The organism is Bradyrhizobium sp. TM233 (assembly GCF_036247965.1).
GTDB classification, from domain to species: Bacteria; Pseudomonadota; Alphaproteobacteria; order Rhizobiales; family Xanthobacteraceae; genus Bradyrhizobium; species Bradyrhizobium ottawaense.
On record NZ_BTIG01000001.1, the window covers coordinates 282587 to 294943 of the forward strand.

At 64.6% G+C, this 12357-nt stretch carries 13 protein-coding genes; all 13 read right to left on the minus strand.

Going from position 1 to position 12357, the window contains the following annotated elements; all coding sequences use genetic code 11:
- Positions 1-68: 68 nt before the first annotated feature.
- The 13 genes from AABA86_RS01345 to AABA86_RS01405 all read right to left on the minus strand — a co-directional run bounded on the left by AABA86_RS01345 (position 69) and on the right by AABA86_RS01405 (position 12340).
- Positions 69-650 (minus strand): flavin reductase family protein, encoded by a 582-nt coding sequence (locus tag AABA86_RS01345; protein WP_338305490.1) that lies wholly within the window; start codon positions 648-650, stop codon positions 69-71.
- Positions 651-682: 32 nt separating this feature from the next.
- Positions 683-1546 carry an ATP-binding cassette domain-containing protein gene (locus AABA86_RS01350; RefSeq protein WP_338305492.1) on the minus strand — a complete coding sequence of 288 codons (864 nt, stop codon included), beginning with the start codon at positions 1544-1546 and terminating at the stop codon, positions 683-685.
- A gap of 20 nt (positions 1547-1566) precedes the next feature.
- Entirely contained in the window at positions 1567-2373 is an 807-nt protein-coding gene (locus AABA86_RS01355) for an ABC transporter permease subunit (RefSeq protein ID WP_212248820.1), read from the minus strand.
- Positions 2370-3536: an FMNH2-dependent alkanesulfonate monooxygenase gene (gene ssuD / locus AABA86_RS01360; protein WP_338305494.1), complete on the minus strand. Its 1167-nt coding sequence runs from the start codon at positions 3534-3536 to the stop codon at positions 2370-2372. Before ssuD ends, AABA86_RS01355 begins: the two co-directional genes overlap by 4 nt.
- Positions 3537-3544: 8 nt before the next feature.
- Positions 3545-4498 carry a sulfonate ABC transporter substrate-binding protein gene (locus tag AABA86_RS01365; protein ID WP_338305495.1) on the minus strand — a complete coding sequence of 318 codons (954 nt, stop codon included), beginning with the start codon at positions 4496-4498 and terminating at the stop codon, positions 3545-3547.
- 38 nt (positions 4499-4536) lie between these two features.
- Complete coding sequence (locus AABA86_RS01370) at positions 4537-5487, minus strand: sulfonate ABC transporter substrate-binding protein (protein WP_338305496.1); 951 nt, start codon at positions 5485-5487, stop codon at positions 4537-4539.
- A gap of 317 nt (positions 5488-5804) precedes the next feature.
- Positions 5805-6968, minus strand: coding sequence for a cytochrome P450 (locus AABA86_RS01375; RefSeq protein ID WP_338305497.1), 1164 nt, complete (start codon positions 6966-6968; stop codon positions 5805-5807).
- Between the two features lie 88 nt (positions 6969-7056).
- A complete protein-coding gene (locus AABA86_RS01380; protein WP_338305498.1) occupies positions 7057-7941 on the minus strand; it encodes a L,D-transpeptidase in 885 nt (294 codons plus the stop codon).
- A 154-nt stretch (positions 7942-8095) separates the two neighbouring features.
- A complete protein-coding gene (locus AABA86_RS01385) occupies positions 8096-9109 on the minus strand; it encodes an alpha/beta fold hydrolase (protein WP_338305499.1) in 1014 nt (337 codons plus the stop codon).
- Complete coding sequence (locus AABA86_RS01390; RefSeq protein WP_212248813.1) at positions 9106-9399, minus strand: hypothetical protein; 294 nt, start codon at positions 9397-9399, stop codon at positions 9106-9108. Before AABA86_RS01390 ends, AABA86_RS01385 begins: the two co-directional genes overlap by 4 nt.
- Positions 9383-10480: a hypothetical protein gene (locus AABA86_RS01395; RefSeq protein WP_338305500.1), complete on the minus strand. Its 1098-nt coding sequence runs from the start codon at positions 10478-10480 to the stop codon at positions 9383-9385. The genes AABA86_RS01390 and AABA86_RS01395 overlap by 17 nt, the downstream gene beginning before the upstream one ends.
- Complete coding sequence (locus AABA86_RS01400) at positions 10477-10884, minus strand: DUF4383 domain-containing protein (RefSeq protein WP_212248941.1); 408 nt, start codon at positions 10882-10884, stop codon at positions 10477-10479. The genes AABA86_RS01395 and AABA86_RS01400 overlap by 4 nt, the downstream gene beginning before the upstream one ends.
- A 13-nt stretch (positions 10885-10897) precedes the next feature.
- Positions 10898-12340, minus strand: coding sequence for an FAD-binding oxidoreductase (locus tag AABA86_RS01405; protein WP_445083444.1), 1443 nt, complete (start codon positions 12338-12340; stop codon positions 10898-10900).
- Positions 12341-12357: the final 17 nt, after the last annotated feature.

The window sequence follows — 12357 nt, forward strand, 5'->3', positions numbered from 1 at the left end:
GGAGGCTCAAGCGCTTCTAGAGCGATGAGGGGAAAAAGGCCAGCCTTCCGCGCCGGCTGCCCGCGCGATCAAAGGCCGCGCCGGCCGTGCGCGGGGACGCTTACTTCCGCAAGCCTGGCGGCGTCCTCGTCCTGATCGACCGCCACATACTGGCCGTGCCAATAGGCCAGCGCCGCGTTGCGGGTGGAATTCCTGACGTTCCTGACACGGCCGATGACGATGCCGTGCGAATGTCGCTCCACGATCTCCTCGACCTCGCAATCGAAGGCCGACAGCGCGTCGACGAGCAGCGGAACGCCCGAGACCGCCGTCACCCATTTGGCGCCTTTGAAACGGTCGGCGCCCTTCAGCCCGCCCTTGCCGGCAAAGCGTTCGGCGACATCGAGCTGGTCGGCGTTGAGGATGTTCACGCCGAAAGCGCCGTGGCGCCGGATCAAGGGGAAAGACGAGGCATCGCGGTTGATGCTGACCAGCAGCGTCGGCGGCTCGACCGACAGCGAGGTCACCGAGGTCACCGTCATGCCGGTGATGTCCTTGCCCCGCCCGGCGGTGATGACGCTGACGCCGCCGGTGAGATGGCGCATGGCGCCGCGGAAATCGGCGGACGAGACGGGGATTTCAGTCATGAGATCGCGAGGCACTACATTCATGGCATGGTCCCCGAGGCGGGGTTCCCTTGTATTTAGGTACGATCGTCCGCCGACAACAGGTGGCTCAGGATCGAGCCTTCCAAACCCGCAAGCTCGGCCGAGCCGCGCTGGCGCGGCCGGCTCGCGTGAACCACGACATCATGGGCGATGCGACCCTCCTCGATCACCAGCACCCGGTCGGCCAGCGCCACGGCTTCGGCGACGTCATGGGTCACCAAAATCGCGGTAAAGCCCTGGTCGCGCCAGACACGCTCCAAAAGGCGCTGCATCGAGATCCGGGTCAGCGCATCCAGCGCACCGAGCGGCTCGTCGAATGCCAGCACACGCGGACGCGAGACCAGCGCACGGCCGAGCGCGACGCGCTGCTTCTGTCCGCCCGACAGCACCGAGGGCCACTGGTCGCGCTTGTCGGCAAGCCCGACCTCGGTCAGCGCCTTCTCGGCGCGTGCATGGGCATCTTGCGAAGCACGATCGCGGCCGAGGCCGACCTCGACATTGGCGAGCACGCGGGCCCAGGGCAGCAGCCGCGGCTCCTGGAACATGACGCGGATGTCCTCGGGCTGGATGTCTTTTGGCGGGAAGTCTTGGCCGAAGCTGATGCTGCCGGCGTCGATCTTGTCGAGGCCCGCGATCAAGCGCAGCAGCGTGCTCTTGCCGCAGCCGCTCTTGCCCACGATGGCGACGAACTGGCCGGCGGGGATGTGCAAATCGATGCCGCGCAGCACCTCGTTGTCGCCGAAGGATTTGCGCAGGCCCCGGATGCTGAGCGGTAGGCCGCTGCTCTGCACCTGGCGTTCGCCTTGCCGCTCCTCGCGCACGACGCGGGCGTGAGGCGCAAAGCTGGCGCGGCTGGCGAGCTCGGTTTCCGGAAGGGAGGTACGAACGGCTGTCTGCATGTGATTCCCAGTATCTCTGCTCAATTTTTCTGGAAGGCGGGGTGCCAGGAGAGCGTCGCCCGCTCCAGCACGCGGGAGGCGCTGTCGGCGAGCTTGCCGAGCAGGGCATAGATCAGGATCGAGAGCACGACGACGTCGATCAGCATGAACTCGCGGGCCTGCATCGCCATGTAGCCAAGCCCTGAGGACGCCGCGATGGTCTCGGCGACGATCAGGGTCAGCCACATGATGCCGAGCGCGAAGCGGATGCCGACGAAGATCGACGGCAGCGCGCCCGGAAAGATCACGCGGCGGAACAGTTCGCCGTCGGTCATGCCGTAGATGCGGCCCATCTCGATCAGTTGCGGATCGACGGTGCGGATGCCGTGCAGCGTGTTGAGATAGATCGGGAAGAACACGCCCAGCGCCACCAGGAACAGCTTCGCGCTCTCGTCGATGCCGAACCAGAGGATGACGAGCGGGATCAGCGCCAGATGCGGCACGTTGCGCACCATCTGTAACGTGGTGTCGGTCAGCTTCGCCGAAAGTTCCGACAGGCCGTTGGCGAGGCCGAACGCGAAGCCGATGCCACCGCCGATCAGGAAACCGATCGAAGCACGCCAGAACGAGACCCAGATGTTGCGGACGAGCTCGCCGGAAAGCAGCAGCTTCCAGCCGGCGAGCACGACGTCGCTCGGGGCCGGCAGCACCCGCGTCGGCACGAAGCCCGTCACGCTGGCGACCTGCCAGAGCGCGATGATGGCGAGCGGCACGATCCACTGGATCAGGCCATCGACCCGCGGCAGACGGAAGCTGCGCGGGAGTGAAACGCTGTCGATCACGCTCATGACTGCGACACCCTGTGTTGCGGGCGGAAGTCGCTGCCGACCGTCTCGCCGAACGGACCGCCGTTGAAGTGCAGCTTCGTCACGTTGGAGAGCTGCTCCAGCGAGAGCAGCGGGAACACCAACTCGGCGAAGCGATAGGCCTCCTCCAGATGCGGATAGCCCGACATGATGAAAGTATCGATGCCGATCTCCTGATACTCCCTGATGCGGGCCGCGACGGTCTCGGCGTCGCCGACCAGCGCCGTGCCGGCACCGCCACGCACGAGGCCGACGCCGGCCCAGAGGTTCGGGGCGATCTCCAGCTTGTCGCGCTTGCCGCCATGGAGCTGCGCCATGCGCTGCTGGCCGACGGAATCCATGCGGGCAAAGTTCTTCTGCGCCAGCGCGATGGTGTCGTCGCTGACATGCCTGATCAGCTCGTTGGCGGCGCGCCAGGCTTCCTCATTGGTCTCGCGAACAATGACATGAAGGCGGATGCCGAACGAGAGCTTGCGGCCGCGCGCAGCTGCAACCGCCCTCACCTTCGCGATCTTCTCGGCGACCAGGGCCGGCGGCTCGCCCCAGGTGAGATATTTGTCGACGGTGTCGACGGCGACGTCGATGCCGGCGTCCGAGGAGCCGCCGAAATAGAGCGGCGGGCGCGGCGACTGTACCGGCGGGAACAGCAGCTTGCCGCCCTCGACGTGGATGTGCTTGCCCTCGACGTTGACCGTCTTGCCGGCGAGCAGGTCGCTATAGACGCCCAGGAACTCGCGGGTGACCTCGTAGCGTTCGTCATGGCCGAGGAAGACGCCGTCGCCCTTGTTCTCGACGGGATCTCCGCCGGTGACGACGTTGACGAGCAGCCGGCCACCCGTGACGCGATCGAGCGTCGCGGTCATGCGCGCGGCGACACTTGGCGATTGCAGGCCGGGACGAACGGCGACGAGATAGCGCAGCCGCTCGGTGAACGGCGCGACGCTGGAGGCGACGATCCAGGAATCCTCGCAGGACCGCCCCGTCGGCAGCAGCACGCCGAAATAGCCGAGCTGGTCGGCGGCCTGCGCAATCTGGCGCAGATAGTTGAAGTTGACCTCGCGGCCGCCGACGCCCGTACCGAGATAGCGGCCGTCGCCGTGGGTCGGCAGGAACCAGAGGATGTTGGTGTTGGGTTGCTTGCTCATGACCTTGCTCACGAACCGGACTTCCGAGCGACGTCGGAAATCTTGATGGATTTGGGGATGAGGCCCAGCGCGAAGAACGCATCGGCCACCTGCTGCTGATCGGCGATGACGGCATCGGTGATGGGCTTGATGCCGTAGGACTGCCGCTTCAAGGCCACCTCGACGACCGGAACGGACAGACCGATCGCGGGCGCGAGTTGCTCGGCCACGGCGTGGATATCGCCCTTGGCCCAATCGTCGACCGTGCTGAGCTCGGCGAGCACGACGTCGACGATCTTCGGATTGGCATCGAGGAATTTCTTCGAGGCAAAGTAGAACTGGTAGTTGGCGACGATGCCGGTGCCGTCCGCGAGCGTGCGCGCGCCGGTGGCCGCTTCCGCGGCCGCCTGGAACGGATCCCAGATCACCCAGGCATCGACCGCGCCGCGCTCGAAGGCGGCGCGCGCATCGGCCGGCGCCAGGAATACCGGCTCGATCTCGGAATACTTCACGCCGGCCTTCTCCAGCGCCTTGACCAGGAGATAGTGGACGTTGGAGCCCTTGTTGAGCGCCACCTTCTTGCCCTTGAGGTCGGCGACCGACTTCAGCGGACTGTCCTTCGGCACCAGGACCGCCTCGCCCTTCGGTGCCGGCGGCTCATAGGCGACGTACTGGATCGGCGCACCGGCGGCCTGCGCGAAGATCGGCGGGGCTTCGCCGGTGTTGCCGAAATCGATCGCGCCGACATTGAGCGCTTCGAGCAGCGGCGGGCCGGAGGGGAATTCGGTCCACACCACCTTGTAGCCGTCCGCGGCGAGCTTCGGCTCGAGCGTGCCCTTGCTCTTGAGCAGCACCAGCTTGCCGTATTTCTGGTAGCCGATGCGGACCACCTTGTCCTGACCGTAGGAGGTGCCGACCGCGGCGGCGACGATGCCGATCGACAGCATGATGGCCGCGATCAGACGTTGAATGATACGCCTCATGTTCAAACCCCTGTGTGTGGGAAGGCTGGTCGGCACGATCAAGCTGCCGGATTGCGCCAGACGATGTCGCGGATCGCGATCGGCTTGGGGATCAGGCCGAGCTTGTAGAAGCGATCGGCGACGCCCTGCTGGGTCGCGACGATGTCGTCGGTGACGGGGCCGACCACGAAGGACGAGCGGTTGGCCGCGATAGTCTGGATCTCCAGCGGAATGCCGGTCACCGCGGCGAGAGACTTCGCGACCTCGTCACGGTGCTGCTCGGCCCATCTGGCGGTCGCGGTGGTGACGTCGACGATCTGCTGCAGGATCGCGCCGTGGTTCTTCGCGAAGTCGCGGTTGGCGATGTAGAAAGAATTGGTCTTGGTGACCTCGCGCGCGTTGATCAGGATGCGGCCGCTCTGTTTGGTCTCACCGATCGCGAAATACGGATCCCAGATCGCCCAGGCCTCGATGCTGCCATTGGCAAAGGCGGGGCCTGCGTCCGGCGGCGTCAGATAGACCGGCGTGATGTCGGCATAGGTCAGGCCCGCCTTCTCCAGCGTCTGCACCACGATGTTGTGGGCGCTGGAGCCCTTGGTGAAACCGACGCGCCTGCCTTTCAGCTCGCCGATCGCGCGGATCGGCGAATCCTTCGGCACCAGAATGCCCTGGCCGTTGGTGATCGGCTGGCCCGCGGCATAGACGATCGCCGCGCCCGCGGCCTGCGCGAAAACCGGCGGGGAATCGCCGACCGCGCCGTAATCGACGCTGCCGACATTCATCGCCTCCATCATCGGCGGGCCCGAGGAGAACTCGACCCATTTCACCTCGATGCCCAGGGGCGTGAAATGTTTTTCCAGGGCGGCCTGCTGGCGCGTGATGACCAGCACGCCGTTCTTCTGGTAGCCGACACGAACTTCCTTCACCGCGCCTTGCGCGATCGCGGGCGAGGCGAGCGCAGCGGCGGCTGCGGTTCCGATGGAGAGCTTGAGAAAGTCACGACGCTGCATTCCACACTCCCGGCCGCACGCGGCCGTCATCATTCACGTTTCAGGAATGATGGTGCGGGTTGTCGGAGGTGTCGAGACGTGCGGAAAAATAGCGATGCGAACACTGCGCGCGCGGCAGCGCGCATGATTAATCTTTCAAGCGGCGGCGATGATGCAGACGGATTCTTTTCGCACGCGAATGTGAGATGCGCGGGCCTTACGCTGGCGCGGCAGGGCGCGGGACCTCAAAATGTCGAAAACAACCCCATGCACCGTAGCCGGCGATAGCCGGATCAATGGCTTACGTGGCAGGCTGTGGCGAGGGCGCGTCCTCTAAGCTAATGCCATGTCACCGGCAAATTCTGCAGCCCGCGAAACGCCCAGCCGCCGATCCGCACCGGCTCGTCGTCGGCGATCTCGAGCTGCCTGGCGCGCGCGAACACCGTCGGCAGCGCGACGTCGGCGATCATGGCGCGCGACGCCCAGGCGCCGGCGCAGAAATGCGGGCCGGCGCCGAACGCGACGCTCTTGGTCGTATCACGCCGCACGTCGAATTGATCGGCGCGATCAAAATGGGTCTCATCGCGATTGGCCGAGCCGAACATCAGGAACACGCGCTCGTCGAGCTCGAACGAGACGTCGCGGATGGACCACGGCTTCGCGATACGCCGCGGCGACATGCCGATCGGCGAGATCCAGCGGGCATATTCCTCGAACGCCTCGAGCCAGGTCACCTCGCCCTTCCGCACCAGATCGAGCTGCTCGGGATGGGTCAGGAGCGCCCACACCGTGCCGGCGATGGCCTTGCGCGGCTCATTCTGGCCGCCTGATATCGCGAGTTTGACATTTGCGCGCACGCTGTCCATCGGCATGCCGGAGGCCACGAGCACGCCGAGGATGCTCTGGTCCGGGTTCTTCGTGATCGCCGGCAGGATGTCGTCGATCGCAGCGTCGATGCCCAACGTCGCGGCATGGCAGCGCGCCTCGACCGCGGGATCGCCGGCGTAATTGGCAATGCCCTCGATCATGCCTTGCGACCACGCGTCCATGTCCTCAAAGCCGATATTGGTGAGGCCGGTGATCGACTTCAGGCATTCACCGGAGAACGGCAGCGCGAAGTCGCGCATGAAGTCGATCCGACCCGGCTCGATCGCGTCGAGGATGCGGTCGGCATGGGCCTGGAATAGCGCGGTCCAGTGCGCCTTCACCGTCCTCGGCGACACCGTCGGAAACATCGCGCGGCGCTCGACCTGATGCGCCTCGCCGTCCTTGCGCATCATGTTGTGACCCATCAGCCGGTTCATCAGGCCCGCAGGCTGGTGCGAGGAGAACACGTCGATCTGCTTCTCGGAGATCGAGATGTCGTCGCGGCTGGTCAGCAGCGTCGAGCCGAGCTGCGGCACGAACGCGATCGGCGCCTCTTTCCGCATTGTCGCAAGCATCGGATAGGGATCGGCCCAGAACGCGACAGGGTCGATGTCGATGCGCGGCGCGGTGCTCAAAGCGGCCTCCCCGGATTGTCTTATCCTTCAGGCCAGACTAGCGAACTCCGCGGCCGGCGTCTGTCCCTAGCGATAGGGACGGACTGAGCTATCGCGCCTCGGCGATCTTCGGTCCAGATGGGAGCATCTGCGCGTTGGCTGCCGAGGGGCGGCTCGACGGCGGCGCCGGGTCCGGCGACCGGGACGCGGCGTCGGGCGCGCCCGGGGACGGCCGGCGGGCACCATTTGCCGGAAGCACGATCACTTTCGCGCCGACCTTCACCCGTTCATAGAGGTCCGTGACGTCGTCATTGGTGAGCCGGATGCAGCCGGACGAAACGCGCTTGCCGATCGTAGCGGGGTTGTTGGTGCCGTGAATCCGATATTCGGTCTCGCCGAGATACATCGCGCGAGCACCGAGCGGGTTGCCGGGACCGCCTGCCATGAACCGCGGCAGATAAGGCTGACGCGAGACCATCTCCACGGGCGGATGCCAATCCGGCCATTCGGCTTTGCGGGCCACGGTCTGCTCGCCGGACCACGTGAAACCTTCGCGGCCGACACCGATGCCGTAGCGCATCGCCTGCCTGTCGTTCAGGACGAAATAGAGGAACGTGTTTCCGGTATCGATGATCACGGTGCCAGGCGCCTGGCGGCTGGCATAGTCGACCACCTGCCGCACCAATGCTCCAGGAGCATCAGCGTCGGCTTTGGGCGGTTCGGCCAGAGGCGCCGGAACCGGTGCCGGAATCGGAGCTGCAGCCGGGGCCGGAACCGCCGCTGCGGCATGAACTGGAGGCGCCACGTAGACAGGAGAGGACGATGCCCGGACGTCCTGCGCGGCCGGCTTCCGTGCCGGTTGCACGCTCGCCTGGCCGGACAGCAAACCGTACCCCAACGCGGCGACGGCCACGGTGCCAATTGCAACCCTCGCGGCCATCGGGATTGCGAGCGTCTCCGCCTTCCCACGTTTGGCCTTGGCCCGCTTAGCCATATCTTTCTCCAGGGGTCACTGTGCCTGAAGAGGTACCCAGCAAAATTTAAGAAACTTCGAAGCGATGCCGTTCAGACGGGAACCGTCGGTGATGGTTAACGCCGAACTCTCAGGGAACGCCTGAATCACCCAGACGAGCCGGCGCTTCCAGCGCTCAATGTCCTCGCCGCAAATTGTCAGATGAAGTGACGGTATTTGCCGATATTACCTCGCGGATCGCCGCGAGCAGGGCGGCATTGAATGCGTCCGGATCCTCGATCTGCGGAATGTGCCCGACGTTCCGCATGACATGAAGTGAAGCGGACGGAATGAGCGAACGCAGGTCATTTGCCTGGGCGAGCGGTGTGACGTCATCGCGATCGCCCCAGATGATCGATACCGGAAGCTCGATCCTGGCAACCTCATCGCGCGATGCGCTCAAGGCGGATCGGTCGGAGCCCGCGAAATAAAGCAACCAGTCGGCGATGTGCGACGTCGTGCCTTCCACGCGCATCGGGGCCTTCAGGATGTCGAGGGTCGCGTCGGTGGCGGCTTCCTGGCGGTAGATCAGCTTGGATAGCAGAAAACGAGTCGCCAATGGATTGGTCGCGGTCGCCGAAACGAGGAGCTGACGCACTGGACCGTAGTTCAGAATGGCCGATGCATCTGCCGGCGTCTGCGTCAGTCCAAGCGCAGCGTCGACGAGCACCAACCCGATGACGCGATCAGGATGCCGCACGACATATTCGAGGGCGGCACCGGCACCAAAGGAATGCCCCACCACAATTGCGCGCCCAGTGCCGAGCGTCGTCATCATGCCGTCGATGCGGGCCGCCTGTTCAAGGCGGCTGTAGCCGCCCTGCCTCTCGGAGTAACCGAAGGGAGGAAGGTCCGGAACGATCGGTCGATAGCCTTCATTCTTCAACGCGGCTGTCGTACGCCACCAAAGCTTGCTCCAGGCGGCAGTCCCATGAAACAGAATGACGGGAACACCGTCTTTCGGTCCCGGGTCCATGACGAACATGCGTCCATGGCCACTCTCGACGAATCTGCCGTCCGCGGGGGCCGCGGCAGCGGCGCTTTCATTCTCCCGCAGATAGGCCGCCAATCGCAACGAGGCCAGGCTCGCGATCGCGCAAGCGATGAGAACGACGACAACAAGCGCGACCCGGCGGATCCAGCACATCATCGACGACCGCATCCGGCAGTGAGGACCGGCCACACCAACCAGGCTCCATGTTCATAAAGTGATTTGACCGTACCGGTGCTACCGGTTCGCATCGCCAGGAAACCGCGGCCGGATGCGAGCAGATCACCATCGGCACCCGCAAGCCGGGCCGGGTCTCCGAACGCGACGACAATGGTCGGCGTGACAACGACGGCGGCAGCAGCCATGCCGGCGAACCAGACCGCGAGCACGGCGGCGGCACCTCCGGCAAAGGGCAGCAGACGACGGCGCGCCTTAGTAATCATAGGCATGTTCGAACTTGGCTCCGCGCGCCTCGACGGCGGCCGGAAGTGCAGCCACGGCGGAAACCTGCGTATCGTAACCCACCCTGCGCCATCCGGGCATCGACTGCACGCTGGTCTCGAAGATCTGCTTGGCTCCGCTCGGGGGCGGCAGATCCCCCGGGGGGACGAGCACCGTCGTCAAGATCCGTGTGTTGCCGGCGATCTCCGCAAACGACAGGCCCTTGGCGCCGACCTCGCGGATCACGCTGCTGAATTCGCGATAACGAGGGGTGATCATCAACACGCCCTGACGACCGTCCGTCGCCCGAACCTCGCGCAACGGCCTAATTCGGTTATCGCCGGGCAGCGCCTGCGCCGACGGAACCAGCACGATACTCGATATCTCGAGGTCGGCCGGGGACAGGCCGGCGAGCGCTTCGATGCCTTTCGCGTAGATCGACTTGGCGCCGTATTGCAGGGACAGCGAGAAGCGGCGCTCGATCGAGCGCACCGACGGCTCGAACGGAACGTCGTGCCAGAGCGCCGACAGCTTGTCGGCGAAAGGAAAACGGTACCACGGCGTCTGTTCGAGGAATTTCGCGTAGTCGTCCAACAGTGCCAGATTGAAGTCATCTTCCTTGGTGCGACCCGAACCGCGCAAGGCGACAGTCAGCGCACCGACCGTGAGTTCGTAGATTCCTTGCACCGCCATCTCGGCGGTGAAGCTCGATCCGATGATATAGTCGGTGATCATCTGATCTTGCGTCGGCGGCCGTTGCAACGAGGTCGAGCGCCGCGCACCGCAAAGGCTGGACCAAAACCCGCCAATGCTGCCGAAATAGTCGAAGGACGATTCCGACGATGCACGCGCCACGCCGGCGAGGTCGGAATAGGCGTAGACGATGTACCATTCCGGATAGGTCAGGAAGCTATCACCTTCCGCCCGCACATATTTCGCGTCGTCGATACCAAATCCGGTCGTCACACCCGCAGCTGATCCTTCCGGCTTGCAGCCGTACTGAATATTGAGGATCTCCCAGGTGCACGTCGCAGCGAACACGAGAAGGCAGAGGCCGAAGACGGCCGCGATCCGTCGAAGCCACTTCATGCCGGGCGCTTCTGTGCGGTGAAGCCGGTCGCGATCCCGAAAGCGCCAAGCGCAAGGTGCGGTACGCTGGATGCGATCTTCACGTATGTCGACGTCGAACGAATACCGTCGATGAAGATGCTGAGATCGAGATATCCGGATCCTGTGAACACGCCCATGACGCCGTCGAGGAAATAGAGTGTCCCGAACACCCTCAGGAAGAAGATCGCCGCGGATCGCGAGATCAGGGCCGCGGCGATAGCCCACGCCGCGGAGGCCAGATGCAATGCATCCTTGTAGATGTCGAGATGGAACAGCCCGAACACCCGCCCCTCGGAGTCGATGAAGGCCGGAATGTAGTCGGTCGCGGCCGCGAACAGGAGCGCCGCTCCGAGCAGACCGGCGGCCAAACGAGATCGATCCATCATCCTGCTATCCTCACGCGAAATAGGCGTCCCACATCATGTTACGGAACAATAACGACGGATCGAGCCTGCGTTTGGCCGCAATGAAGTCCTCCGTGCGCGGATAGATCGAGCGGACCTGATCGCGCCGGGCATGCAGGCGGTAAGGAAGGTAGAATGCACCACCCAGGTCCTTGACGCCTTCGATCAGCGCTTCCGTCATCGTCATCATGTCGACTTCGCCTTCGGGGCTGATCTCCTGCGAGAACGACATCACGGCCGCGATGCGCTTCTGCGGCGCGTAGGCCAGCACCGCGACCGGATCCGCGTCGACGTACCGCAAGGTGACATTGAGAAATTCAGCCTTGGCCTTCGGGATGACGGCCCGGCACAGATCGACAAAACCTGCGAAGCGATCCGGCGGCACGAAATATTCGTGCAGGATGTCGGTGCGCGTCTGGTCTCCGGACGCCAGATTGACGACCGGCTCCACCATCAGCGTGTTGCGCGTGGCTGCACCCGCAATCGACGGGCTGACGGAGGCTTCCATGAACCAGCGGAAATTCTTTGCCCATTCATGCCCGGTCTGCGCCCGGTAGACATTGCGAGCAAATCCGCTCAACGCGAAATGATCGACTGCGGCCGGTAGCGGGGACGGCTGTGTCGCGGCCGGACGATAGGTGATCAACAGCGCTTCGTCGAACAGACTCTCGCGCGCAACCGAAAGCCGGCCATAGGCCATCCGTACCGCCGGATCGGTTTCGACCGCCTTGATGAAAGCGTCCGCAAAACGCGACGGAGCCATCCGGACGTAAGACGGTTCGAGCGACATATTCGGCACCATATCGAGTTCGGCTTCGACGATCGCGCCGAACAAACCGTAGCCGCCCATCGCGAGCGCAAACAGCTCGGCGTTTTCCGTGCGCGAGCATTTCACGAGCTGGCCGTCGGCCGTCACGATCTGCACTGAACGGACCGTAGAGCCGAACGGACCGTAACGCGTCGGCCAGCCATGCGAATTGACACAGAACGTCGACCCGACGCCGAAGTCGCTGTTGGACTGCATCACGGCCGGTGAGAAACCTTGCGCGTCGAGTGCGCGGATCACCTCGAACCAGCGCATGCCGGCGCTGACGCGATACGTCATCTGCGCCTTGTCGAGCTCGATGTGCCCACCGGTCAAGGTGACGGCAACGCCATCTTTCGGGATCGATTGGCCGCCCATGGAGTGCCGCGCCGTGCCGATGGCGAAGGGACGCCCCTCCGCGGCGGCGGCGGCAATTTCTTTCCGAATTCGCCCGACGACGTCGTCAGTGGGCGATGCCTTGAAGGCGATATGCCGCGCAACCGCCGTCGGATTCAGCCGGCTGGCATCATTGATGATGGCCCGGGGAGTGAAATCGGCACGGGCCGGCACCGCGCCGGACACCGCCAGGGCAAGTCCTCCCTTGAGGACGCTTCGTCGCGATATCGTCAATCAAAATCCCCCCGACA